Origin of the sequence: Exiguobacterium sp. s168, assembly GCF_018619035.1 — a bacterium.
In the GTDB taxonomy this organism is placed as follows: Bacteria; Bacillota; Bacilli; order Exiguobacteriales; family Exiguobacteriaceae; genus Exiguobacterium_A; species Exiguobacterium_A acetylicum.
This window is the reverse complement of the sequence record NZ_JACSNE010000002.1, coordinates 22,851-47,158: the sequence shown is the minus strand read 5'-3', so window position 1 is coordinate 47,158 and position 24,308 is coordinate 22,851. Positions and strand designations below refer to the sequence as shown.

The 24,308-nt window shown below is 47.2% G+C and carries 24 protein-coding genes and 2 other annotated features; of the genes, 20 read left to right on the top strand and 4 right to left on the bottom strand.

The annotated features are described in order from the left end of the window. Positions 1-59 precede the first annotated feature (59 nt). Positions 60-824 carry a tRNA threonylcarbamoyladenosine dehydratase gene (locus KNQ15_RS01700; RefSeq protein ID WP_023468920.1) on the top strand — a complete coding sequence of 255 codons (765 nt, stop codon included), beginning with the start codon at positions 60-62 and terminating at the stop codon, positions 822-824. Between the two features lie 11 nt (positions 825-835). Here KNQ15_RS01700 and KNQ15_RS01695 read toward each other — a convergent pair whose 3' ends face one another. Continuing rightward, a complete protein-coding gene (locus KNQ15_RS01695) occupies positions 836-2,173 on the bottom strand; it encodes a replication-associated recombination protein A (protein WP_047393656.1) in 1,338 nt (445 codons plus the stop codon). A 60-nt stretch (positions 2,174-2,233) separates the two neighbouring features. Between KNQ15_RS01695 and cymR the strand changes: the two genes are divergently transcribed. Genes cymR through KNQ15_RS01675 form a run of 4 tightly spaced genes read left to right on the top strand, consistent with a single transcriptional unit; the run spans position 2,234 to position 5,599 of the window. Next, positions 2,234-2,641, top strand: a complete 408-nt coding sequence (gene cymR, locus KNQ15_RS01690; RefSeq protein ID WP_029342236.1) for a cysteine metabolism transcriptional regulator CymR — start codon at positions 2,234-2,236, stop codon at positions 2,639-2,641. A 13-nt stretch (positions 2,642-2,654) separates the two neighbouring features. Continuing rightward, positions 2,655-3,782, top strand: a complete 1,128-nt coding sequence (locus KNQ15_RS01685) for a cysteine desulfurase family protein (protein ID WP_214727413.1) — start codon at positions 2,655-2,657, stop codon at positions 3,780-3,782. A 16-nt stretch (positions 3,783-3,798) separates the two neighbouring features. Next, positions 3,799-4,920 carry a tRNA 2-thiouridine(34) synthase MnmA gene (gene mnmA, locus KNQ15_RS01680; protein ID WP_064299568.1) on the top strand — a complete coding sequence of 374 codons (1,122 nt, stop codon included), beginning with the start codon at positions 3,799-3,801 and terminating at the stop codon, positions 4,918-4,920. Between the two features lie 13 nt (positions 4,921-4,933). Beyond that, positions 4,934-5,599 carry a tetratricopeptide repeat protein gene (locus KNQ15_RS01675; RefSeq protein ID WP_023468915.1) on the top strand — a complete coding sequence of 222 codons (666 nt, stop codon included), beginning with the start codon at positions 4,934-4,936 and terminating at the stop codon, positions 5,597-5,599. A 45-nt stretch (positions 5,600-5,644) separates the two neighbouring features. On the opposite strand, the gene KNQ15_RS01670 is transcribed toward KNQ15_RS01675, so the two are convergent. Further along, positions 5,645-6,193, bottom strand: a complete 549-nt coding sequence (locus KNQ15_RS01670) for a VOC family protein (RefSeq protein WP_029342232.1) — start codon at positions 6,191-6,193, stop codon at positions 5,645-5,647. A 116-nt stretch (positions 6,194-6,309) separates the two neighbouring features. Between KNQ15_RS01670 and recD2 the strand changes: the two genes are divergently transcribed. The 15 genes from recD2 (at position 6,310) to KNQ15_RS01595 (ending at position 22,468) form a co-directional block, all read left to right on the top strand. Next, on the top strand, positions 6,310-8,535 hold the full coding sequence (gene recD2 / locus KNQ15_RS01665; RefSeq protein WP_214727411.1) for an SF1B family DNA helicase RecD2: 2,226 nt from the start codon (positions 6,310-6,312) through the stop codon (positions 8,533-8,535). A gap of 42 nt (positions 8,536-8,577) precedes the next feature. Beyond that, positions 8,578-8,788: a binding site (T-box leader), on the top strand. A gap of 57 nt (positions 8,789-8,845) precedes the next feature. Then, on the top strand, positions 8,846-11,488 hold the full coding sequence (alaS, locus tag KNQ15_RS01660; RefSeq protein WP_029342230.1) for an alanine--tRNA ligase: 2,643 nt from the start codon (positions 8,846-8,848) through the stop codon (positions 11,486-11,488). Positions 11,489-11,522: 34 nt separating this feature from the next. Next, positions 11,523-11,792: an IreB family regulatory phosphoprotein gene (locus KNQ15_RS01655; RefSeq protein WP_029342229.1), complete on the top strand. Its 270-nt coding sequence runs from the start codon at positions 11,523-11,525 to the stop codon at positions 11,790-11,792. Further along, positions 11,789-12,211 carry a Holliday junction resolvase RuvX gene (ruvX, locus tag KNQ15_RS01650; protein ID WP_023468910.1) on the top strand — a complete coding sequence of 141 codons (423 nt, stop codon included), beginning with the start codon at positions 11,789-11,791 and terminating at the stop codon, positions 12,209-12,211. Before KNQ15_RS01655 ends, ruvX begins: the two co-directional genes overlap by 4 nt. Before the next feature lie 14 nt (positions 12,212-12,225). Continuing rightward, complete coding sequence (locus KNQ15_RS01645; RefSeq protein WP_023468909.1) at positions 12,226-12,513, top strand: DUF1292 domain-containing protein; 288 nt, start codon at positions 12,226-12,228, stop codon at positions 12,511-12,513. Continuing rightward, the gene (locus KNQ15_RS01640) at positions 12,500-12,793 is read left to right on the top strand and encodes a DUF1292 domain-containing protein (protein ID WP_023468908.1); all 294 of its coding nucleotides are present in this window, start codon (positions 12,500-12,502) and stop codon (positions 12,791-12,793) included. The genes KNQ15_RS01645 and KNQ15_RS01640 overlap by 14 nt, the downstream gene beginning before the upstream one ends. 78 nt (positions 12,794-12,871) lie before the next feature. Continuing rightward, the gene (gene mltG / locus KNQ15_RS01635; RefSeq protein ID WP_214727409.1) at positions 12,872-14,020 is read left to right on the top strand and encodes an endolytic transglycosylase MltG; all 1,149 of its coding nucleotides are present in this window, start codon (positions 12,872-12,874) and stop codon (positions 14,018-14,020) included. A gap of 71 nt (positions 14,021-14,091) precedes the next feature. After that, a complete protein-coding gene (locus KNQ15_RS01630) occupies positions 14,092-14,730 on the top strand; it encodes an O-methyltransferase (RefSeq protein ID WP_081834729.1) in 639 nt (212 codons plus the stop codon). A 16-nt stretch (positions 14,731-14,746) separates the two neighbouring features. After that, on the top strand, positions 14,747-15,394 hold the full coding sequence (gene udk / locus KNQ15_RS01625; protein WP_023468905.1) for a uridine kinase: 648 nt from the start codon (positions 14,747-14,749) through the stop codon (positions 15,392-15,394). Between the two features lie 56 nt (positions 15,395-15,450). After that, positions 15,451-15,924: a transcription elongation factor GreA gene (gene greA / locus KNQ15_RS01620; protein WP_029342224.1), complete on the top strand. Its 474-nt coding sequence runs from the start codon at positions 15,451-15,453 to the stop codon at positions 15,922-15,924. 52 nt (positions 15,925-15,976) lie between these two features. Then, complete coding sequence (gene mtnN / locus KNQ15_RS01615; protein ID WP_029342223.1) at positions 15,977-16,675, top strand: 5'-methylthioadenosine/S-adenosylhomocysteine nucleosidase; 699 nt, start codon at positions 15,977-15,979, stop codon at positions 16,673-16,675. A gap of 106 nt (positions 16,676-16,781) precedes the next feature. Beyond that, a complete protein-coding gene (locus KNQ15_RS01610) occupies positions 16,782-17,726 on the top strand; it encodes a beta-ketoacyl-ACP synthase III (RefSeq protein ID WP_214727407.1) in 945 nt (314 codons plus the stop codon). Position 17,727: 1 nt separating this feature from the next. Next, positions 17,728-18,966: a beta-ketoacyl-ACP synthase II gene (fabF, locus tag KNQ15_RS01605; protein WP_214727405.1), complete on the top strand. Its 1,239-nt coding sequence runs from the start codon at positions 17,728-17,730 to the stop codon at positions 18,964-18,966. 226 nt (positions 18,967-19,192) lie between these two features. Next, entirely contained in the window at positions 19,193-20,620 is a 1,428-nt protein-coding gene (locus KNQ15_RS01600; protein ID WP_214727402.1) for a peptide ABC transporter substrate-binding protein, read from the top strand. 204 nt (positions 20,621-20,824) lie between these two features. Then, positions 20,825-22,468 (top strand): peptide ABC transporter substrate-binding protein, encoded by a 1,644-nt coding sequence (locus KNQ15_RS01595; RefSeq protein ID WP_214727400.1) that lies wholly within the window; start codon positions 20,825-20,827, stop codon positions 22,466-22,468. A gap of 97 nt (positions 22,469-22,565) precedes the next feature. Here the strand turns inward: KNQ15_RS01595 and trpS are convergent, their stop codons facing one another. Next, positions 22,566-23,567 (bottom strand): tryptophan--tRNA ligase, encoded by a 1,002-nt coding sequence (gene trpS, locus KNQ15_RS01590; protein ID WP_214727398.1) that lies wholly within the window; start codon positions 23,565-23,567, stop codon positions 22,566-22,568. A gap of 51 nt (positions 23,568-23,618) precedes the next feature. Beyond that, positions 23,619-23,824: a binding site (T-box leader), on the bottom strand. A 56-nt stretch (positions 23,825-23,880) separates the two neighbouring features. Beyond that, positions 23,881-24,261, bottom strand: coding sequence for a DUF3899 domain-containing protein (locus KNQ15_RS01585; protein ID WP_214727396.1), 381 nt, complete (start codon positions 24,259-24,261; stop codon positions 23,881-23,883). Positions 24,262-24,308: the final 47 nt, after the last annotated feature.

Genomic DNA, 24,308 nt, shown 5'->3' with positions numbered 1-24,308 from the left:
ACGTTTTTTTTTATGATATAATTCCGAGTAAAACAGTATGAGTATTGTGAGGTTATGAGATGTTACATCAATTTTCGCGTAATGAACTAGCAATCGGTAAAACTGGACTTGACGCATTGGCATCCAAGTCTGTCGCTATTCTGGGCATCGGTGGTGTTGGATCGTTCTCAGCAGAAGCACTTGCCCGCAGTGGCGTAGGTCGTTTGATTCTCGTCGATAAGGATGATATCGACATCACAAACGTCAACCGACAAATCCATGCTTTGCTTCCGACAGTTGGTCAACCGAAGGTCGATGCGATGGCAGAGCGTCTTGCGTTAATCAATCCGGATCTTGAAATCGTTCGCTTGAAGATGTTCTACAATGAAGAGACATTCGAGTCGTTCTTCGAACAGCAACCGGATTATGTCATCGATGCATCGGACACGGTCTCGTTCAAAATTCACTTGATTCAGGAATGTAAGAAACGCAACATTCCGATCATCTCAAGCATGGGGATGGCGAACAAGATGGATCCGACACGCATCAAGATCGTTGACATCAAAGATACAAGTTATGATCCATTGGCGAAGGTCATTCGGACGAAACTCCGGAAAGCCGGTATTCATAAGGGTGTTCCTGTCGTCTTCTCCGATGAACCGCCTGTTAAGATCATCGAAGAAGTCCGTCAAGTCGTCGGAAATGATGCGGCTGCAATTCGTAAGGCAAAGATGCCGCCAAGTTCAAATGCGTTCGTTCCATCAGTTGGTGGATTGATCGCAGCGAGCTACGTCATCAACGAGATCGTCCGTGAAGCCGGCGTGACGATCGAACGCGTTCGTTAAAAAAAGCGACCTTATGGTCGCTTTTTCTGATGTGTGGCTGTTTGTTTGTTCCAAAAATCAAGTCGAGCTTGCAGTTGTTTCTCAAAACCGCGTGGGCTAGGACGATAAAAGACCGGTTTTGTCCGGGCAAGATTCTCAGGCCAGTAATTTTGTGGCACATAGGCATGTTCGAAGTCGTGCGGATATTGATAGGTGACGCCATTCCCAAGTGCCGCTGCCCCCGGATGATGAGCATCGCGCAAGTGCGGCGGAACCGGTCCACCGTCCGAACGACGAACGAGTGTCAATGCTTGATCAATCGCTGAGATGACAGCATTCGACTTCGGTGCTGTCGCAAGATATAAGACCGTTTCAGCGAGCGGAATTCGTGCTTCCGGGAAACCGACGTATTCACAAGCACGGGCACACGCATCGACCATCAGTAAGGCTTGCGGATCAGACAGACCGATGTCTTCTGCCGCATGGACATAGAGACGACGAACGATGAAACGTGGACTTTCGCCCGCTTCAATCATGACGGCGAGCCAGTAAAGCGCGGCGTCAGGATCGGAACCTCGAATCGATTTAATGAAGGCAGAGATGACATCGTAATGCCGATCGCCGTCCTTGTCGTACTTCAATGCTTTTTGCTGAATCGATTCCTCGGCGACAGCGAGGTCGATCGTGATCTGACCATCGATTTCCGGTGTTGTTAAGACGGCGAGTTCAAGTGCATTCAATAATGCTCGGTAATCGCCATCTGACAACTTGACGTAATGATCGATTGCATCATCTGTGATCGTAATCGGATATTTGCCAAGACCACGCTCTTCGTCCTTTAAGGTCCGGTCGAGGACGATTCGTAAATCGTCTGCCGTCGGTGGTTCAAAACGAAAGACCGTTGCCCGCGATAAGAGAGCGGCATTGACCTCAAAACTCGGATTTTCCGTCGTCGCGCCGATCAACGTGATTGTACCGGCTTCAAGCGCCGGCAGTAAGGCGTCTTGTTGCATCTTATTGAATCGATGGATCTCATCGAGAAAGAGAATCGTTTTTTGATCCTCGAACTGAAGACGGGCTTCGGCTGCTTTTAGAATTTCCCGTAATTGTTCCAACTTCGCCGTGACCGCATTCAATTGCTCGAATGCTGATTTCGTATAACTAGAGATAACGCGCGCGAGCGTTGTCTTACCGGTACCCGGTGGACCGTAAAAAATGACGGTTCCGAGACGATCGGCTAAGATGGCACGCCGTAGGAGCGTTGTTTCTCCAATCAGATGGCGTTGTCCGACGATTTCATCCAGATTCTGCGGACGCATTCGATTCGCGAGCGGTCCGGCAGGTGACTGGGATTCAAATAAATGTGCCATACACATACGCTCCTTCCACTTTTAGCTACTACTATACTAGAAAGGATGATCCTTCGCATGATGAAAATCTCGACGAAAGGGCGATATGGTCTGACGATCATGATCGCACTCGCGAAAGAAGCTGAATCTAAACCACTGTCTCTAAAAAAAATCGCGCAGATGTATGACCTATCTGAGCATTATCTCGAACAGTTGATTGCACCCCTTCGTAATGGAGGGCTCGTCAAAAGTGTCCGTGGTGCTTACGGCGGGTATAAGCTCGGTCGTGAAGCGCAAAACATCACAGCGGGTGAAATCATCCGCCTGCTTGAAGGACCACTCGTCGTCGTCGAAGGTGATGCGTGTGACGAGGTCACGAAACGCAAGCTTTGGGATAAAATCCAGCAAGCGGTCGATCAAGTACTCGATTCAACGACGCTACAAGACTTAGCGGAAGAAGAAGATACAGGATACATGTTCTATATTTGAGAGGTGAAAACGAATGAATTACTTTGACCATTCGGCGACGACGCCGATGCGTCCGGAAGTCCTTGAGGCGATGACGCCTTATTTGCTCGAACAGTATGGCAACCCATCGAGTGTCCACGCGGCTGGACGGTCTGCTCGGGCAGCAATTGACAAAGCACGCCGACAGATCGCACAAGAATTGAACGCGAAACCAACCGAATTGATTTTCACGAGCGGTGGAACGGAATCGGATAATTATGCGATCTTCGGTGCGGCCGAGGCGGCGCGTGAAAAAGGGCGTCATCTCATTACGACACGGTTTGAGCACCATGCTGTATTGCATGCGTTCGAAGAGCTCGAAAATCAAGGCTATGACGTCACGTATCTCGATGTTCCAGATACAGGCGTCGTCTCATTAACTGCCTTGCAAGAAGCCGTCCGGGAAGATACGACACTCGTCTCGATCATGTTCGGCAACAATGAAGTCGGAACGATTCAGCCGATTGCGGCATTTGGTCAATTTTTACGAGAACGCGGTATTTTGTTCCATACGGACGCGGTGCAAGTGTTCGGAAAACAAGCAATCGATGTCGAAGCGTTACAGGTCGATCTCTTATCCGCGTCTGGTCATAAAATCAATGGTCCAAAAGGAATCGGATTGTTGTATGTGCGGACTGGTGTGAAGTTAGCTCCTCAAACATTCGGAGGAGAACAGGAACGCAAGCGTCGCGCTGGTACGGAGAACGTACCGGGAATCGTCGGTTTAGCGAAAGCGCTCGAATTGATGATCGCAGAGCGCGATCAACAACAGGACCACATCAAACAACTGCGTAGCGTTTTGCTAACACGCTTGGATGAAAGTGGCGTCACTTACGAAGTCAACGGTGTTGAAGGATTGTCGAATGTCCTCAATCTTTACTTCCCGCAAATTGAAATCGAACCATTCTTGATCATGCTTGATATGCGCCAGATGGCCGTATCGAGCGGGAGTGCATGTACGGCAGGATCCGTCGAACCTTCGCATGTCTTATCGGCGATGTATGGCGAAGATGAACGGACACGAGCATCGGTCCGGATCAGTTTTGGTCACGGAAATGAGCTCGCGCAAGTCGAACTACTCGCACAAGCCTTGCAAGATGTCGTAAAATCGTTTCAGAATTAACTAAGAGGTGAAATAAATGAATACACGAGCGAAAGCCCCGAGTGAAACGACAGTCGTCGTTGGAATGTCGGGCGGTGTCGATTCTTCTGTGACGGCTCATTTATTAAAAGAGCAAGGGTATAACGTCATCGGAATCTTCATGAAAAACTGGGATGACACGGATGAAAACGGCTTTTGTACGGCGACGGAAGATTATGAAGACGTCATCGCCGTAGCCAATCAAATCGGCATTCCGTACTATGCGGTCAATTTCGAGAAAGAGTACTGGGATAAAGTCTTCACGTACTTCCTCGATGAATATAAACTCGGTCGGACACCGAATCCAGATGTCATGTGTAACAAGGAAATCAAGTTCAAAGCATTCCTTGATCACGCGATGCGTCTTGGTGCCGATTTCGTCGCGACAGGGCACTATGCGCGTGCCGTCTATGAGGACGGAGAACATAAATTGCTTCGAGGCGTTGATGCAAACAAAGATCAAACATATTTCTTGAATCAATTGTCGCAAGAGCAAATCGCGAAGGCGATGTTCCCGATCGGTCATATGGAAAAATCAGAAGTGCGCCGGATCGCAGAAGAAGCGAACCTCGCAACAGCGAAGAAAAAAGACTCGACAGGCATTTGCTTCATTGGCGAGCGGAACTTCAAACAGTTCCTCGGTCAATATCTACCGGCGCAACCCGGTGAGATGCGGACGCTTGACGGCAACGTCATGGGACGTCACGATGGATTGATGTACTATACGATGGGGCAACGTCATGGACTCGGTATCGGTGGCGACGGAGAGCCTTGGTTCGTCGTCGGGAAAAACTTAGAGGAAAACATACTCTATGTCGATCAAGGATTCCACAACGAATTGTTGTATTCGGAAGGATTGCTTGCTTCAGATGTCAGTTGGACATCTGAACGTCCGGTCGGTGAGACATTCCGTTGTACGGCGAAATTCCGTTACCGTCAACAAGATACAGCCGTCACGGTTCGTGTCCTCGAAGATGGACTCGATGTCTCGTTTGATGAGCGTCAACGGGCAATCACACCTGGACAAGCGGTCGTGTTCTATGATGGAGATATCTGCCTCGGTGGTGCGACGATCGATGCAGCCTATAAAGCAGGCGAACGCCTCGCTTATCTAGCGTAAGGAGCAAAAGAAGATGAACTATAATGAAGTAGGATTCCGGCATCTAGAAGCTGGAAATTATGAATTAGCAGCACAAGCGTTTAACGACGCGATCGAAGAAAATCCAAAAGATCCGACAGCGTACGTCAATCTTGGAACATTACTCCAATCGATGAACGATGCTGATCGTGCCCTTCGTTTTTATGACCGGGCACTGATGATCGATAATACGTTTGCGAGTGCCTATTATGCAAAAGGGGCGCTGTTCTTTGCTGCCGATCAACTCGTCGAAGCAGAGGAATCATTGCGGGCAGCGTTATTATATGGACTTGACGACGCGGATCTCCATTTCATGCTTGGGATGACGTATCAAAAACTTGGTGATCCGGTACGCGGGTTGCCCCGTTTACAACGTGCGTCAGAATTGAACGGTGTCGATATCGAGATCGCGTTCCAATACGGGCTTGCCTTAGCGCAAAACGAGAAGTTGGAAGAAGCCGTCGAAATGTTCGAGCACGTCTTGATGCTTGACGAAACGCATACGGATGCACGGTACAACTATGCAATCGCGCTTGCTTTCCTCGGTCAACAGGAAGCGTGTTATGCAGAACTTGAAGCCGTTCTTGCCTACCAGCCGGAACACGCCCTTGCGCGGGACGCGAAAGCGAAGATGGATGCGTTATTAAAACAAGCAGACTGATATAAAAAAAGACGATTCCGCCTGGAGTCGTCTTTTTTGTGCTATTTAATTCCCAACTTCACGGATGACACGAAGTGGTGGACCGGAAAAGTCTTCATAGGCTTCATCCATGTTTTTCGTGTACAGTTCGATGACGTTATTTTCCGTATCCTTGAAATAAGCTGAATGCTCTTTTTGATTCGAGGTCTCCTGTTCATCCCACTCTCTGAGCTTCACGGTGATCGAAGCTTCGCGCAGTTGATTCAAGGCTTGTTGGAACTCTTCCTTCTCAACGTAGAAAGCACAGTGGACATGGACACCACCTTCGTCATACAACGTGTCCCATTCGGACACTGGTAAGTGTTTGACCGTTCGTTCTTCCATCGTGAAGTCTCGCTTCAGCCATAGACCGAGTCGGGTGTTACCGCCAATGTAGAGCCACGTTGCCCAAACCCCGTCTTGCTTAGATTGTTCTTTGCTCGGTTCTGCATCCTCAGGTGCCCATTGCTCGACGATTGGAATACCAAGTGTCCCATTCCAAAAGCCAACCGCACGGTCCATATCCTCGACTTCCAGTACTAATTCACACAATCCTGCAATCGGTAAACGTGCCATCCTTGAACTCCTCCTCTTAACGAAATGTTTCACGGTATCTTTCCCTGATTTAAAATCCGGTAAACGAATGCTATGATGAAAGCAGCGAATGAAAAAGAGAGGAAGAAGGTGGAGTGATGGAGCACCCCCATCAAGTCGTCGGGCGCGTCAAACGTGTGCTCTTTTCTTCTGAAGAAGAAGCACACTCCATTGTATTGGTCGCCGTCAAAGAAAAGAACTTTGAACTGAAAGAAACCGAGCTCGTTATCACAGGTACAGGGGTCGGAATCGAACTCGGAGGAACGTATCAAGCATTTGGTCGTCTCGTCGATCATCCCCGATTCGGAAAACAACTGAAGGCGGAGCTGATTCGGCGATCGGTTCCGATGACAAAACAGGCAACGATCCGCTTCTTGACGAATGGTTCGTTCACCGGCATTGGTCCGAAGACAGCGAAAAATATCGTCGATGCTCTCGGAGAAGAGGCAGTGGACCTCATTTTGAAGGATGAGCGAGTACTGAATCAGGTGCCTGGGTTAAAACAAAAACAAGCCGACATCATCTTGAGTCGACTCGCCACGTTATACGGTGTCGATCAGTTGATGCTATTCTTAGCGCCGTTTGATGTTACACCGAAGCTAGCGGCAAAGATTTATGCTGCTTACGAAGGGGACGCCATGGCGCGAATTCGAGAGAATCCGTATTCCTTGATGTATGAAGTGAACGGGATTGGTTTTAAAACAGCCGATCATATCGCGTCACATCTCGGACTTGTCGGATTACATCCGGAACGTGTCGCTGCTTCGATCATGCATATATTAGAACAAGAAGCAGGAGAGGGACACGCCTTTGCGACGGTCGACTCACTATTACAACGGGCACCCCGGTTGCTTGGTGAAGACCCAGGAGAACGGCTGGAACAAGCGATTGAACTGTTGCTCGCTGAAGATAAGGTCAAGCTCGAAGAAGGCTGTTTGTATTTACCGACAATCTTTTATGCGGAAGTCCGAGCGGCGAAGGAACTGGCGCGCGTCATGGCGAACGGTGCCGAACAGGAAGTCGATGTCGCGACGATTCTTGAAGCAATCGGGCACCTCGAAGAACAGTTTGGCATGGAATATGCGGCGCAACAGCGGGAAGCGATCGAGTTAGCGGTCAAAGCACCGCTGATGGTCCTGACCGGTGGACCCGGTACCGGTAAGACGACTGTCATCAAGGGAATTTTACATGCCCTGCAAGAAATTCATGATTGGCCGCTTGAAAAGAGTCGCGTCAAGACGGGAGATGTTTATCCGTACGTCCTTGTTGCACCGACCGGACGCGCCGCTAAACGTTTGTCGGAAGCAACGGACGTCCCAGCGATGACGATTCATCGTCTGTTGAAGTATGACGGAACGAACTTCCAACTGAATGAAGATCAGCCGATCACGGGAAAAGTACTGATCATCGATGAGTCATCAATGATTGATATCTACTTGTTATCAAGTCTGCTCCGTGCTGTGCCGAACGGTATGAAAATCTTGTTCGTCGGTGACCGGGATCAATTACCATCCGTTGGTCCAGGGCAAGTGCTGGCAGACTTGATGGATACGGAAGGGATTCCCGTCGTTCGTTTGAACGTCGTCCATCGCCAAGCGGAAGATTCTTCGATTTTACGGCTCGCGCACGATTTGAAGAACCGGACGACGTCAGCTGATTTGTTGGCACCACTTGCGGATCGTCGCTTTTACACCGCGTCTCCGCAAGAGACGTTACGCGGCATCTCAGCCTTCGCGGAAAAAGCACTCGCAAAAGGGTATTCGAAATTCGATGTTCAGGTTCTGGCACCGACTTACCGTGGTCAGGTGGGAATCGACGAACTGAATGTCGCCTTGCAACGCGTCTACAATCCGGAGGAACCGAAAAAACGCGAAGTCAAACAAGGCACCCGGATTTACCGAACCGGGGACAAGATTCTTCAGCTCGTCAACAATGCGGAAGAGAACGTCTATAACGGAGATATCGGCGAAATCGTCAATATCTTCTTCGCTAAAGAGAATGTCGACAAGGTGGATAAGATCATCGCCCGCTTCGACCAGACGGAAGTCGAGTACAACCGGAGTGACTGGGATCAATTCACGCATGCCTATGCGATTACGATTCACAAGGCACAAGGGTCCGAGTTTCCGATTGTCTTGATGCCGGTCTATTTCACGGGGGCGTTCAAACATTCTCGAAACTTGATTTATACGGCGGTCACCCGTGCGAAGTCGAGTTTATTATTGTTCGGCGACCCACGAGCGTTTCATAAAGCGTCGCAAGAAGAGGAACCCCGGCGCCGGACACGATTGATTGAACGACTCGGTGGGGTGACAAAGACTTGACGGATGCTGTGCGATAGGTAATAATCACGATAGATGAATGGACGTAACACGTTGATGGAAGATAAGTAAAAGGAAAACTCGAGTCCAGAGAGAAGTGAGTCTGCTGCAATCACTTTCTCGAGTCCCTTTGAAGCTCCTTCCGGAGTCGGGTGTAAACACCTGCGGGTCATCCCCGTTATCAGATGTTCGAGGTAGGCAATGGATTGCTTACGAACGAGGGTGGTACCACGGAAGCGATGCTTTCGTCCCTTTTCAGGGATGAAGACATCGCTTTTTTGCGTCCAAATAAAACCAATGGGGGTAACTGTTCATGAAAGCTCTAAAACCATTAACGGGTGCACAAATCCGTCAGATGTATCTTGATTTCTTCCAAAGCAAAGGGCATGCGATCGAACCGAGTGCTTCACTCGTACCGGTCGAAGATCCATCGCTCTTGTGGATCAACTCGGGTGTTGCAACACTCAAGAAATATTTCGATGGTCGTGTTATTCCTGATAATCCACGGATCGTCAACGCACAAAAATCAATCCGGACGAACGATATCGAAAACGTCGGGAAAACAGCGCGTCACCATACATTCTTCGAGATGCTTGGAAACTTCTCCGTCGGTGATTACTTCCGTGAAGATGCAATCAAATGGGGCTGGGAGCTCTTGACGAGTGATGACTGGTACGGTCTTGATCCGGAACGTCTTTCGGTCACGATTCACCCGGAAGATGACGCAGCGCGTCAAATCTGGCTTGAACTCGGCGTACCGGCTGAGCGGATCATTCCACTTGAAGATAACTTCTGGGAAATCGGTGAAGGTCCATCTGGTCCGAACACGGAAATCTTCTTCGATCGTGGTCCAGCTTTCGGAGACGATCCGAACGATTCAGAACTCTACCCAGGTGGCGAAAACGAACGCTATCTCGAGATCTGGAATATCGTCTTCAGTCAATACAACCACGATGGACACGGCAACTATACGGAACTTCCGCGTAAAAACATCGATACAGGGATGGGACTTGAACGGATGGCGTGTGTCATGCAGGACGTGCCGACGAACTTCGATACGGATCTGTTCATGCCGATCATTCATAAGACAGAAGAAATCAGCGGTAAAATCTACCGTGATGATTCGAAACTTGATGTAGCATTCAAAGTCATCGCAGACCACATCCGTACCGTATCATTCGCGATCGGTGATGGTGCGCTTCCTTCGAATGAAGGACGTGGATATGTCCTTCGCCGTTTACTACGCCGTGCGGTGCGTTATGCGAAGATGCTTGGAATCGAGCGTCCGTTCATGTATGAACTCGTCGATACGGTCGGGAACGTCATGGTCGACTTCTACCCACAAGTTCCGGAAAAAGCGGACTTCATCAAACGCGTCATCAAAAACGAAGAAGAACGTTTCCATGAGACACTTCATGACGGTCTTGCAATCTTGAACACAGTCGCTCAGACGTCTAAGGCGAACGGTGAGCATGTCATCAGCGGCGAAGATGCGTTCCGTCTGTATGACACATATGGTTTCCCACTTGAGTTGACAGTCGAGTATGCAGAAGATCATCAGATGTCTGTTGATGAAGAAGGCTTCAAATTAGCAATGGATGCGCAACGTCAGCGTGCACGTGCGGCACGTGAAGAGAGTGGTTCGATGCAACAGCAATCGGAAGTCCTCTCGACGCTAAAAGATAAAAGTACGTTCGTCGGCTATACCGACCTTAAGGCGGATGCAAAAATCATCGCTTTAGTGCATGATGGAGAACGAGTCACAGAAGTCGCTGCTGGTGAAGAAGCACAAGTCATTCTCGACATCACGCCGTTCTACGCTGAAAGCGGTGGTGAAGTCGCAGATACAGGAACAATCGAAGGCAAAGACTTCGTTCTTGATGTTAAAGATGTTCAAAAAGCACCAAACGGTCAAAACTTGCATACGGTCATCGTTCGTACAGGGATCGCAACGGAAGCGGCAGATGTCGTTGCAACGGTCGAAGCAGCAGAACGTAAAGCCGTCACGAAAAACCATACGGCAACACACTTGCTTCATAAAGCATTGAAAGATACGCTCGGAACACACGTTAACCAAGCGGGATCACTCGTTTCTCCAGAACGTCTTCGTTTCGACTTCTCACACTTCGGTGCAGTGACACAAGAAGAGTTGACGAAGATTGAACAAGACGTCAACCAAGCAATCTGGGCATCGCTACCGGTCGATATCGAAGAGATGAACATCGCTGATGCAAAAGCAAAAGGCGCGATGGCATTGTTCGGTGAGAAGTACGGTGAAACGGTCCGTGTCGTTTCAGCAGGCACATACTCGATCGAGTTGTGTGGCGGAATCCACGTCGGGAACACAGCTGAAATCGGCTTGTTCAAGATTGTTTCGGAGTCTGGTATCGGTGCAGGTACACGCCGAATCGAAGCGGTAACGGGTGCAGGTGCGTATCGTGTCATGAACCAACACTTAGAGACACTCGAACAAGCAGCGGCTGTTCTGAAGACGAAGACGACAGAAGTTCCTGTCCGCATCGAAGCACTGCAACAACAGCTTCGTGAGACGGAACGAGCAAACGAATCGTTGCAAGCAAAACTTGCGAACATCGAAGCTGCTTCATTGAAGGACGATGTTGAGGAAATCAACGGTGTGCGTGTGCTTGCGAAACGCGTCGACGTCTCAGATATGGATGCTCTTCGCGGCATGATGGACGAGTTGAAGAGCTCACTCGGATCAGCAATCATCGTTCTCGGAAGTGCGCAAGGTGAGAAAGTCAATCTCGTCGCAAGCGTCTCAAAAGATTTAATCGACCAAGGCTATCATGCTGGTAAATTGATCAAGGAAGTCGCAACACGCTGCGGTGGTGGCGGTGGCGGTCGCCCTGACATGGCTCAAGCTGGTGGAAAAGATGCGTCGAAATTAGAAGAAGCACTCGCGTACGCTTCACAATACGTGCAATCACTGGCATAATAGAAACGTAGTGTATATGAAAGAGGTGATGAACGTGAGTCAGATGGATCAAACGATGAAATTCAACTTTCCGGAAGACGATAACAAAGCAGCGACACGTGATGTGTTGTTGACGGTCTATCATGCTTTAGAAGAAAAAGGATATCATCCGATCAACCAAATCGTCGGCTATCTCCTTTCGGGAGATCCTGCTTACATTCCTCGTCATAATGACGCACGTAACTTAATTCGTAAGATTGAACGCGACGAATTGCTCGAAGAACTCGTGAAATCTTATTTGGCGGAGAGTGGAAATTCAAAATGAAACGTGCAATGGGACTAGATGTCGGTTCGAAGACGATCGGGGTAGCGGTCAGTGACTTGATGGGCTGGACGGCGCAAGGCGTCGAGACGGTCAAGTGGACGGAACCGGATTACCCAGAAGCCTTCAAACGGCTCGATGTCATCATGAAGACATACAATGTCGAAATCCTAGTCATTGGTCTTCCGAAAAACATGAACGGTTCCATCGGTCCCCGCGCAGAAGCAAGTGAAGCTTTTGCGAAGGAAATCGAACAGCATACCGGGCTTGAAGTCGTCTTCATGGATGAACGGTTGACGACGATGCAAGCAGAACGGATGCTGATCGATGCCGATGTCAGCCGTAAAAAGCGTAAACAAGTCATCGATAAGATGGCTGCCGTCATGATCCTGCAATCGTACTTGGATCGGACGAACCGATGAAGGGGGAGAAACCGATGGCTGAAGAAAAACGTCAGTATCTCTTTCCGGATGAAGAGGGCGGCGAACATCTTTTCGAAGAATGGTACCGTTACTCGAGTGAACGTACAGGAAAAACCTATCTGTTTCTTGAAATGATCGGTAACCCTGACGAAGGAGCAGATGATTTGATCATCTGTGAGATCGATGAATATGGAGAAGGCGAAGATGATTTCGAATTGAGCCTGATCGATGAAAATGATGAGCAAACTTGGGATGAACTCGAGCTTGCGTTAAAGGAGCGGATCACTGATGCAACAGAATGAACCAACACGTTACGTAATTCCGGACGGCGAAGGAAATGATTTCGAATTCGTAGAACGTCTGCGTTATGAAAGCCCACGTTCGAGCAAGACATACATCTTCCTCGAGCCAATCGGAGCAGACTATGACGAAGCAGAAGAAGTCGATATCTTCGTTTACGAACTCGACGAATACGGTGATGGAGATAACGACTTCAACCTCGTACCAATCGATGAAGACGATACAGCGACTTGGGATGAAATCGAAGAAGTCTTTAACACGCTCGAAGACCAGTTAGACTAACCCGACTCATGACAGGTGACGTCGTAAGAGACTTTCTCTTACGATGTCACCTTGTTTTAAGAGAAGAAGGAGGAACCGATGGAGAACGAATGGAAGCAAAATGCTGAAATCGAAAAAAGGCGACGCCGGACATCACGCCGGATTACGCTAATCATCCTTTCTGTATTGTTGACGATTTTTCTAGTTACCAGTGCGGTCATCTATGTCTTTTTGAAAAATGCGCTTGAACCAGTCGATGAAACAGCGACGAAATCCGTCAAAGTCGAAATTCCTTTAGGAGCAGGGACGAGTTCGATTGCTTCTTTACTAAAGGAAAAAGACTTGATTGCAAACGAGACGATTTTCCGTTACTACGTCCGTTACAAGAATGAATCGTCATTCCAAGCGGGTACGTATACACTGTCACAAGCCATGTCCCCGGATGAAATCATTAATGAATTAAAGACGGGAACGGTCATGAAGGCAGCGGATGTGAAAATCACGTTACCTGAAGGCATCACGATGGATCGTCAAATCGCTTTGATCGCGAAAGCAACGAACTTCAAGGAAGAGACGGTCCGTAAAGAATTGACGGATGCGACATTCATCGACAGCATGATTGAAAAATATCCGATGCTGACGGATGAAGTGAAGAAGAATGGTGTCTTGTATGCATTTGAAGGATATCTCTTCCCAGCAACGTATGAGTTTGATAAAGGAAAAAGCATTGATCAAATCGTCGAGACGATGCTCGATGAAACAGAAAAAGTCTACGATGAGAATGCGGATGCCATTCAAAAATCAGGCATGACCTTCCATGAAATACTCAGTCTCGGTTCCATGGTCGAGCGTGAAGCGGCGACAGCAGATGATCGTCGTGAAATCGCTGGTGTCTTCAAAAATCGATTGGATGACGGCATGAAGTTACAGTCGGATCCAACGGTTTGGTATGGCACAGGTGAAAACACGGCTTTAACGACACTGAAGGATCTCGAGAATAATTCGAAGTACAATACGTATAAGTACGAAGGAATTCCGATTGGTCCGATTTCGACGGTCAGTAAAGATTCGGTACTTGCCGTGTTAAATCCGAATAAAACAAAATATGTCTATTTCTTTGCTCGTCCACCAAGTGATAAACATCCACGCGGACAGATTCTATACGAAGAGACATATGAAGAACATCAACGAAACGTCGTTAAGTATAAGCCGGAATGGGTGGAATACGAAGCGAGTAAAGAGCAATGAGCAACGGGTTGGGTTGAAGCGGGAAGTTCGCTTCAAGTCAACCTGTTTATGCGGAAGAGGGAGTGAATGGCGTGAATGATTTCACGACCTATGTCGAATCAATGATTCATCCTCGAGATGCTCTGTTAGAAGAAATGGAGCGTTATGCGGAAGAAAATCATATACCAATCATCGAACTGACAGGTTCCGAGGTCTTGTTATCGCTCCTGCGATTACAACAACCGAAGCGCATTCTAGAAGTCGGAACCGCAATCGGATATAGTGCGATTCGGATGGCGCGTGCGCTACCGGATGCGCGTATTACGACGATTGAACGAAATGCGAAGCGGTATGAAGAAGCAAAAACCTTCATCGCCCGGTCAGATGTGGCGGACCGGATTGACATCATTTTTGGTGATGCAGTAGAATTAGCCGAAACGCTTGAAGACCAGTTCGATGCGGTCTTCATTGATGCAGCTAAAGGACAGTATAAAAAATTCTTTGCAGGATATGGGCGACTCATTCCTGAGGGCGGCGTGCTCTATACGGATAATCTCTTCTTACACGGAGATGTCCTCGAGTCCGATCCGAAGACATTCGATCGAAGAAGACGTCGACTCGTGCGTCTCGTCAAGGAATTCACGGTCTGGATGATGGAACAAGAACAATACGATACGACGATTTTTCCGCTCGGTGACGGTGTATCCGTCAGTCGGAAAAAGTCGAAATGATGGAGGAACGAATGACATGCAAAAACCGGTAGTAATTGGCGTAGCGGGCGGAACGGGTTCAGGGAAGACGACGGTGGCACGTTCACTCGTCGATGCGTTCCCAAGTGAATCAATCGTCATGATTGAGCAGGACGCGTATTATAAAGATCAAAGTGATTTATCAATGGAGGAGCGGTATCAGACAAACTATGATCACCCGTTTGCTTTTGATAATGGTCTATTGATTGAGCACATTCAGTCGCTCCGTGAAAACATTGCCGTTGAAAAACCGGTATATGACTATGTCGCCCACACGCGGGCACAAGAAACGATTCGTCTCGAACCACGCGATGTCATCATCGTAGAAGGAATTTTAGCGCTTGAAGATGAACGGTTACGGGAACTAATGGATATCAAGGTGTTCGTCGATACGGATGCGGACGTTCGCATTCTTCGTCGGATGCAACGTGATATCAACGAACGTGGACGCTCGATCGACTCAGTCGTTGAGCAGTATACGAACGTCGTTCGTCCGATGCATCTGCAGTTCTGTGAACCAACAAAACGATATGCGGACATCATCGTACCGGAAGGCGGCGAGAATCATGTCGCGATCGATTTACTCGTGACGAAGATTCGAGCGATTCTTGATTATCGTTCAGCACTCGATCAAAGAGGATATTGATTCCAAAAAAGATGTGAATATACTATACTAGTGGAATAAAAAGGAGCGTGACAAAAATGGCAGAAAAGCAATACTACATGACGCTTGAAGGTAAAGCGAACATTGAAAATGAATTGAATGAATTGAAGTCAGTCCGCCGGAAAGAAGTTGTCGAGAACATCAAGATCGCCCGTTCGTTCGGTGACCTTTCAGAGAACGCAGAATACGATTCAGCAAAAGAAGAGCAAGCGATGGTCGAAGGCCGGATTGCTCAACTTGAAGAGATGCTTCGTAATGTTGCGATCATCTCGGAAGAAGAGAAGGATATCTCGGTCGTCGGTATCGGAACGACAGTCACTTTCTTGAGTGTCGAAGATAATGAAGAAGATACGTACACGATCGTCGGTAGTGCCGAAGCAGATCCGTTTACAGGTAAAATCTCGAACGAATCACCAATCGCGAAAAGTTTAATGGGGCACCAAGTCGGAGATCAAGTCTCTGTACCAGCACCAGGCGGCGAATACGCAGTAAAAATTACATCGATCAAATAAAGAACACAGGAGCCGGAGCAATCCGGCTTTCTGTTTGATGGAGGAATGGATTATGCCAATCGCAATCATCGGCGCAATGGAAGAGGAAGTCAACTTATTGCGTAATGAGTTATCAGAACGTAAAGATACAGTCATCGCAAACTATCATTTTTATGAAGGGCTTTTAAATAGCGTTCCTGTCGTCATCTTGAAGTCAGGAATCGGGAAAGTCAATGCTGCGATCGGGACGACATTATTGCTAGACCACTACAAACCAACTGCTGTCATCAATACGGGCTCAGCAGGTGGATTCAAGGAAGGCTTAACGGTCGGGGATGTCGTCGTCTCAACAGAAGTACGTCACCACGACGTCGATGTGACGGCATTTGGATACGAATATGGACAGGTACCTGGAATGCCAGCTGCCTATCAAGCAGATCCGAAGCTTGTTGCAACAGCAGAAGCCGTCATCGAGCGGATGGATGCGATTCGAGTCGTTCATGGATTGATTGCGACAGGCGATTCATTCATCCACGATTCAGAGCGCTCTGCTCAAATCAAGGCGCACTTCCCAGAAGTCGCAGCCGTCGAAATGGAAGCAGCACCAATCGCACAAGTCTGTCATCAGTTCGGTGTGCCGTTCGTCGTAACGCGGTCGATTTCAGATAGCGCCAATGAAGAAGCGTCACTCTCGTTTGATGAGTTCCTCGAGATTGCGTCAATCAATTCCGCTAAAATGGTCATGGAAGTCGTACGGACGTTAGCAGAATGAGGAATGAGGAAGGGCACGGGAGACCATGCTCTTCCTTTTTTCTTTGACAAAAGCAAATTAACGCTTTATATTAGTACCAGATACTAATAACAAAAGGGGATGCCTTATGAATATCGGGATTGTAGGATTAGGAACGTCTTTGCCGTCACGGCGCGTGACGAATGATGAATTAGCAACGACGCTCGATACGAGCGATGAATGGATTCGGACACGGACAGGAATCGGGGCACGACGGATTGCAGCCGATGATGTGGATGTCACTGACTTAGCGACAGAAGCTGCTCAGAAAGCGCTTGATGATGCTGGATTGACAGTAGAGGACATCGGGTTGATCGTCGTCGGAACGGCAACGGGACGCGCGTTTCCATCTACAGCCTGTATCGTCCAAGAGCGTCTTGGAGCACGCGGAGCGACTGCATTCGATATTAGTGCGGCATGTAGTGGCTTTATCTTTGCTTTGCAAACAGCTGCTAGCATGTTGACGACAGTTGAAGGAAAACATGCGCTCGTCATCGGTGCTGAAAAAATGTCGAGTATCGTCGACTGGTCAGACCGGTCAACTGCCATCTTATTTGGAGATGGTGCAGGGGCAGTCGTCATCGGACCAACTGAGCAAGCGGGTCTTAATGCCTTCGAGCTTGGAACAGATGGACGCGGAGCACATTTATTATTTAAGGACATCGATGGACCAATCGAGATGAACGGTCGGGAAGTCTTTAAGTTCGCGGTTCGTAAATTACCGGAAATCGTTGAGAAAGTCATTCAAAAAGCGGATAGTACGCTCGAAGATATCGATATCTTGATTCCGCATCAAGCAAACCTACGCATCATTGATGCAGCGTGCGAACGACTGCATATTCCGCAAGAAAAGGTCATCGTCACGATCGATGAGCATGCGAATACATCTGCTGCATCAATCCCACTCGCACTTGAGGAAGCGCGTCAACAAGGACGCCTGACACCTGGTACGAAACTCGTACTTGCTGGATTTGGTGCCGGATTGACTTGGGGAGCAGCATACATTACTTGGACTAAAGGAGAGAACACATAAGATGATGAGAAAACGCGTTGTAGTCACAGGAATCGGAGCACTGACACCGATCGGGAACGATGCCAATACATTCTGGGAAGCACTAAAAGAAGGAACAAACGGGATTCGTCCGATGGAGCGTCTCGATATCGATGAGTATCCAACGAAGGTCACTGGCGAATTACAAAACTTCGATGTAACAGAATTCATCGAGGCGAAAGAAGCACGTAAGATGGACCGCTTCGTTCATTACTCACTTGTCGCAAGCATGGAAGCTGTCCAAGATGCTGGAATCGACATTAAAGAAATCGCAGAACGTGCTGGGGTTTGGATTGGATCAGGAATCGGTGGCGTTGAGACAATTGAGAAACAAGCGAAGATCTACTTCGAACGTGGACACCGTCGTGTCAGCCCGTTCTTCATTCCGATGATGATTCCAAACATGGCAAGCGGTCAGGTATCGATCTATACCGGAGCCAAGGGACCGAATAACTGTTCCGTCACTGCATGTGCTTCAGGAACGAATGCCATTGGAGAAGCCCTTCGTGTCATCGAACGGGGCGATGCAGATGTCATGATCGCTGGTGGAGCGGAAGCACCAATCACGAACTTATCATTTGCTGGTTTTTGTGCCAACAAAGCGATGTCAACGAATCACGATCCTGAGACAGCAAGCCGTCCGTTTGACGAAGGACGTGATGGATTCGTCATGGGAGAAGGGGCAGGCATCTTGATTCTTGAAGAGTACGAGCATGCGATAGCGCGTGGTGCAAAAATCTATGCCGAAGTCAGTGGATATGGATTAACAGCTGACGCCTACCACATCACAGCTCCAGATCCAGATGGAGACGGTGGAGCACGTGCGATGGCAATGGCAATCCAAGATGCAGGTATCGCACCAGAAGCAGTCGGGTACATCAATGCACACGGAACGAGCACACCGATGAACGACATTCTTGAAACAAGAGCAATCCATAGTGTCTTCGGTGAACAGGCAAAACAACTCGTCGTCAACTCGACGAAATCGATGATTGGTCACTTGCTTGGTGGCGCTGGTGGCGTCGAGGCGATTGCAACAATCAAATCGTTACAAGAACAAACCGTTCACCCAACGATTCATCTCAAACAGCCGAGTGAAGGTTGTGATCTTGATTACGTGACGGAAGGTGCACGGAGCGTTGAATTGAATTACGCCCTGAGCAACTCGCTCGGGTTCGGTGGACACAACGCATCACTCGTCTTCAAACGTTACGAAGCTTAAGCTTAAGCGATTCCCTTAGAAAAACGAGGGGGTCGCTTTTTTGCTGATTTTCTGATTCAATAGAGAAATGCGTGTTTGACGCAGAAAGGAGTCGTTTATGACTAATATCACAAGAAAAACATCAATCATGATACTGATCATATGTTTATTGATTGGTCTCAGTGGTACATTCATATACCGTCTATCATCATCTCAAAAGACGAAAACAGATCAGGAGACACAAGCAGTGAAGGTTGAATTAATTGAATCATCACTCCCGAAGACATCCGATATTGCGTTAGCAACGGATAGCCGTTCTCAGACACTGTTAGCACAACTGTATGAAGGATTATATGTTTTTACTTCTGGGACATCCGTCCGTAGAGGATTAGCACAGGATATGTCAGTCTCAAAGGATCGTCTGACGTATACGATTCAACTCAAACAAACAAAAAATGCGCAGGGTCAGCCGATTACAGCGCAAGACTTTGTCGATAGTTTCCGACGTGTTGCAGCCAATAAAACAAATTCTCCCTATGGTTTCTTATTTGAAGTGTTTGAAAATGGACGTGCCGTCAATGACGGAAAAATGAAGCCAGAACGTCTAGGTGTAAAGGCCAAAGGACGTGACCAACTGATCATCACGCTGAATCAGCCGGTTTCGAATCTAAAAGAATTACTCGCAATGTCCGTTTTTTATCCGCAACCGGCATCTAAAAAATGGCAAGACCTCACCGGGAATGGTGCGTTTACACTAGAACAGATGTCGAAAAACGGATATACGCTTAAGAAAAACAACCAGTATCATCAACAAAATGTTGTCACGGTCGAGGAAGTTAAAAGCCGCATCATCTCTGATCATCAGACGCAATGGAGTACGTATGAGAACAGTAAAGCAGCGATTCTTCCGTTACAAGAGAGTGTTGAGACACAAGAAGATCAAGTCTCTCGACCAACCTATCAAAAAAAGCGAAGCGGTGTCTTTTATATCGCATTCAATCAAAAAAATGAAGCCTTCCGCGAAAAGACCCTCCGAAAACGGATTGCTTACGCTTTGATGGAAAAAGAGTCCGTTCAACTTCCTTTAGGATATGCAGGCATTCCGACGAATCGATTCGTCGTCACAGATACGAACGTATTGATGACAGAACCGGTACAAGTAAAAAAAGAAAATGGTAAACAACAGAAGAAACAACGAGTCGAGATGCTTAACTTCGAGGACCCACAGGCGAAGCGGATTGGGAAACAACTCGAGACGTATCTTGAGAGACAGTTGCCTGATATTGATATCGTTCTTAAACCCGTTGCGATTGAAGAGAAGATCGATAAAGAACAGTCGGCGCAGTATGCGATGACATTAACAGGATGGATGCCGGATTATCCAGGTCCACTTGCATATTTAAACCAGTTCGTTTCAGATAATCCGTTGAATTCCGTAAACTATCACTCAGACACGTACGATCAACTGATCGAAAAAGCACGGCAGGTACGAGAGATGAAGAAAAAACAGGCATTGTATCATCAGGCTGAAAGGCAGTTAATCAATCAAGATGCCGTCATCGTTCCTTTGTATCAGACGACAGAGAAATTATATGTTTCTGATACGATTCAAGGAATCGAAGTACCGATTTATGGACCGGAATACCTACTTCGCTCAATGAAAATTCAAAAATAATTACTGAGCTGGGACCATTTTTTCGTGAGGTCCCAGTCTTTTTTGAAAAAATATTTAGAAAAATCGGATAAAAGGTTTGCAAAATTATCAGAACATTGTAAACTATTTGTAACGAAGGGTTTGATTCGAATATAGTAATTCTTTTTTTTTCGGTCAAAAACCTGACAGTATCACTTTTTAGAAACTTAGGGGGGTCATCGTAACATGAAGAAGAAAAGTTTTGCTTTAGCTACATCGGTAGCTCTCGTATCAAGTGCGTTCCTCGCAGCTTGTTCGACAACGGATTCAGGCGACAAATCGGGCGACACTGGTTCAGACAAAAAATCTAGTGATCAAACACTTAACTTGATCGAAGGTTCGGATATCCCGACACTTAACCCGACGACTTCTACAGATGCAGTTTCATTCAACGTGTTGAACAACACGATGGAAGGTCTTTACCGTCTTGATGACAAGCAGCAGCCAACACCAGGTATCGCTGAGAGTCATACAGTCTCAGATGACAAATTAACATACACGTTCAAATTACGTGATGCGAAGTGGTCTGACGGTACTCCAATCACAGCTAAAGACTTCGAATATGCATGGAAAGAAGTTCTTAATCCAGAGAACGCTTCACAGTATGCATACGTCTTCTACAACATCGAAGGTGCAGAAGAGTACAATACGAAAAAAGGCGAGCGTGATGCTGTTGGCGTCAAAGCAATCGACGACAAAACGTTCGAAGTTAAGTTAAAAGCACCTGCAGATTACTTCCTCGGACTCACTGGATTCGGACCATTCATGCCGAAATCAGAAGAACTCTCGAAGAAAATCGGGAAAGACTTCGGTTCGACTGCAGACAAAGCGCTCTATAACGGACCATTCAAATTAACAGAGTGGACACGTGAGCAAGGCTGGAAAATGGTCAAAAACGATAACTACTGGGATAAAGATGCCGTTAAACTTAAAACGATCAACGTTAAGGTCGTTAAAGAAGTTGCAACTGGTGTTAACCTTTACGAAAAAGGTGACATCGATCGCACAGGTTTAACATCTGAGTTCGTTGCCCAGTTCAAAGATAATAAAGAATTCAAAACAAAAGGCGAATCAACAATCTTCTACCTCTACCTCAACACGAAGGTAAAAGCGCTTGATAACGAAAAAATCCGTCGCGCAATCGACATGGGTTACGATAAAAAAGGGATCACGGATGTCATCCTCGCAAACGGATCACTTCCAGCGAACTATCTCGTACCAAAAGATTTCGCGAAAGATGCTGACGGGAAAGACTTCCGTGATAAGTATCCAGCATTCAACGAATACAATGCAGACGAAGCGAAAAAACTCTGGGAAGAGGGCTTAAAGGAAATCGGTCAAAAATCGGTTGATCTTGAACTCTTGAACTATGATAGCGACGATGCTAAGAAAATCGGTGAGTTCTTGAAAGGTGAACTTGAGAAAAACCTTCCAGGTATGAAGGTCACAATCAAGCAACAACCATTCAAAAACAAACTTGATCTTGAAAACAAAGGGGACTTCCAGTTTTCATTCGCGGGCTGGGGACCTGACTACCAAGATCCGATGACGTTCCTCGATCTCTTCTTGACAGACGGGCCATACAACCGTGGTAAGTGGTCAAATGAAGAGTATGATAAACTCATCAAAGATGCTCAAACACAAACAGATGCAGCAAAACGCTGGTCTGAATTGCAAGAAGCTGAGAAAATCCTTCTCGACTCTGCAGCGATCTCACCTGTTTATCAGCGTGGACGTGCATTCCTCGTTAAACCATACGTCAAAGGTGTCGTCGAGCATAACTTCGGCGCAGACTTCTCGTACAAATGGGCTTCGATCGAAGGAAAATAAGCAAAATAAAAACTGCTTCCGATTTAATTCGGAAGCAGTTTTTTGTTTGAAAATATCAAAAAAGACCGGAGCATTCCGATCTCTTTTGGAGAAAGACTTATTTTTTTACTTTAGCACGCTTCCGTTGTAAGCCCATTGCCTTCTCGATTTTCGCGAGTTTTTTAGCAGCAACGGCTTCAGCACGGTCACGCCCAGCGTCAAGAATCTGATCGAGTTCTTCAGAATCAATCAATTCATAATAGCGTTGTTGAATCGGTTCAAGTTCCGAAATAATAGCTTCCGCGACATCTGCTTTAAATGTACCGTAGTTTGAACCTTCGTATTTGGTTTCGAGATCAGGAATCGAGATACCAGCGAGCAGGGAATAGATTTCAAGCAAATTCGATACACCTGGTTTGTTTTCGCGATCGAATTTGACGATACCTTCCGAGTCCGTGACGGCTGACTTCACTTTTTTACGAATGACATCTGGTGCGTCAAGCATCGAGATGAAGCCTTTCGGATTCTGATCAGATTTTGACATCTTTTTATCTGGCGTCGTCAGACTCATGATTCGAGCTCCTGACTCAGCGATGATTGGTTCTGGTAATGTGAACGTCTCATAGTAACGACTATTAAAACGTTGAGCCAAGTCACGCGTTAACTCAATATGTTGTTTTTGGTCATCACCGACCGGAACGAGTTCCGCATCATAGAGTAGGATATCAGCTGCCATGAGTGTTGGGTAGACGAACAACCCTGCTCCAATCCGCTCTTTTCCTTGTGATTTATCTTTATACTGTGTCATACGCTCGAGCTCACCCATCCCGGAGAGACACGTCAACATCCAGCCGAGTTGCGCATGGGCTTTGACTTCTGATTGAACGAAGATCGTTGATTTTTCTGGGTTCAGACCACTTGCGATATAAAGTGCAGCAAGGGCGCGTGTATTGTTCATCAGTTCGACACGATCGATATCGACCGTGATCGAGTGCAAGTCGACGACACAATAATACGCATCATGACCGTCCTGTAAGTTCACGAAGTGTTTCATCGCACCTAAGTAATTTCCGAGCGTCACTGTTCCTGTTGGTTTGATACCTGAGAAAATCGTTTTCATAATGAAATCCCTCCAAATAATAAAATCAAAATAAAAAACGCCCCTTGAAAATCAAGGGACGATTCATCGCGTTGCCACCCAAGTTGCTATTTACATAGCCGCTTCATTTGCTGTAATGGGCACACCCATCTGACTCTACTTGATTCGAATCAGCCACTCGAAAGTCCATTCACGTAGGCATCACCTGTCCATTTCCAGCACCATGGACTCTCTGAAAGGGATGTACCTAAGTTACTACTCTTTGTCGTCGTGTTTTCTTGTTTAATTCACTTAAGTTTACCATACGATAGAAGGCACGTCACGGTGATTTCGATTAAAAGTAAGAGATGATCAGCGATACGATGATGAAGATAATACCACTAGAAACATAGGGTTTCGTTCGGGCAGAAGCCCAGTTTTGCTTTTTACGGAGGACTTCTTCCTCTTCGTCATCATCTTCGTAGTAATCGCCATCAATCTCTCGAAGCTTCGCTTCTCGTTGTTTTTTAAATCCAGCTGTCATGCCACGGAAGAAACCGTTAGCCGACATGTTGGAAAAGAATCCGATTGCCATAAGCAAAAAGCCTCCAATGAACAATCCACCAGATAGATGGTACAAAATACCGTGCGTCGAATCGGTTATAGTCGCCCATATCGTATAAAGTAAGACTAGAATGACCGCAATGATGACCGGTCGGAAATAGGTCGATCGCATGAAAATCCCCCTTAAATGCATTGATAACCTTAGTATACGAAATTTTT

What these genes read in the sequence shown, in the direction of transcription:
- KNQ15_RS01700 (WP_023468920.1), top strand. Translation starts at nt 60, where the DNA reads ATGTTACATCAATTTTCGCGTAATGAACTAGCAATCGGTAAAACTGGA.
- KNQ15_RS01695 (WP_047393656.1), bottom strand. Translation starts at nt 2,173, where the DNA reads ATGGCACATTTATTTGAATCCCAGTCACCTGCCGGACCGCTCGCGAAT.
- cymR (WP_029342236.1), top strand. Translation starts at nt 2,234, where the DNA reads ATGAAAATCTCGACGAAAGGGCGATATGGTCTGACGATCATGATCGCA.
- KNQ15_RS01685 (WP_214727413.1), top strand. Translation starts at nt 2,655, where the DNA reads ATGAATTACTTTGACCATTCGGCGACGACGCCGATGCGTCCGGAAGTC.
- mnmA (WP_064299568.1), top strand. Translation starts at nt 3,799, where the DNA reads ATGAATACACGAGCGAAAGCCCCGAGTGAAACGACAGTCGTCGTTGGA.
- KNQ15_RS01675 (WP_023468915.1), top strand. Translation starts at nt 4,934, where the DNA reads ATGAACTATAATGAAGTAGGATTCCGGCATCTAGAAGCTGGAAATTAT.
- KNQ15_RS01670 (WP_029342232.1), bottom strand. Translation starts at nt 6,193, where the DNA reads ATGGCACGTTTACCGATTGCAGGATTGTGTGAATTAGTACTGGAAGTC.
- recD2 (WP_214727411.1), top strand. Translation starts at nt 6,310, where the DNA reads ATGGAGCACCCCCATCAAGTCGTCGGGCGCGTCAAACGTGTGCTCTTT.
- alaS (WP_029342230.1), top strand. Translation starts at nt 8,846, where the DNA reads ATGAAAGCTCTAAAACCATTAACGGGTGCACAAATCCGTCAGATGTAT.
- ruvX (WP_023468910.1), top strand. Translation starts at nt 11,789, where the DNA reads ATGAAACGTGCAATGGGACTAGATGTCGGTTCGAAGACGATCGGGGTA.
- KNQ15_RS01645 (WP_023468909.1), top strand. Translation starts at nt 12,226, where the DNA reads ATGGCTGAAGAAAAACGTCAGTATCTCTTTCCGGATGAAGAGGGCGGC.
- KNQ15_RS01640 (WP_023468908.1), top strand. Translation starts at nt 12,500, where the DNA reads ATGCAACAGAATGAACCAACACGTTACGTAATTCCGGACGGCGAAGGA.
- mltG (WP_214727409.1), top strand. Translation starts at nt 12,872, where the DNA reads ATGGAGAACGAATGGAAGCAAAATGCTGAAATCGAAAAAAGGCGACGC.
- udk (WP_023468905.1), top strand. Translation starts at nt 14,747, where the DNA reads ATGCAAAAACCGGTAGTAATTGGCGTAGCGGGCGGAACGGGTTCAGGG.
- greA (WP_029342224.1), top strand. Translation starts at nt 15,451, where the DNA reads ATGGCAGAAAAGCAATACTACATGACGCTTGAAGGTAAAGCGAACATT.
- mtnN (WP_029342223.1), top strand. Translation starts at nt 15,977, where the DNA reads ATGCCAATCGCAATCATCGGCGCAATGGAAGAGGAAGTCAACTTATTG.
- KNQ15_RS01610 (WP_214727407.1), top strand. Translation starts at nt 16,782, where the DNA reads ATGAATATCGGGATTGTAGGATTAGGAACGTCTTTGCCGTCACGGCGC.
- fabF (WP_214727405.1), top strand. Translation starts at nt 17,728, where the DNA reads ATGATGAGAAAACGCGTTGTAGTCACAGGAATCGGAGCACTGACACCG.
- KNQ15_RS01595 (WP_214727400.1), top strand. Translation starts at nt 20,825, where the DNA reads ATGAAGAAGAAAAGTTTTGCTTTAGCTACATCGGTAGCTCTCGTATCA.
- trpS (WP_214727398.1), bottom strand. Translation starts at nt 23,567, where the DNA reads ATGAAAACGATTTTCTCAGGTATCAAACCAACAGGAACAGTGACGCTC.
- KNQ15_RS01585 (WP_214727396.1), bottom strand. Translation starts at nt 24,261, where the DNA reads ATGCGATCGACCTATTTCCGACCGGTCATCATTGCGGTCATTCTAGTC.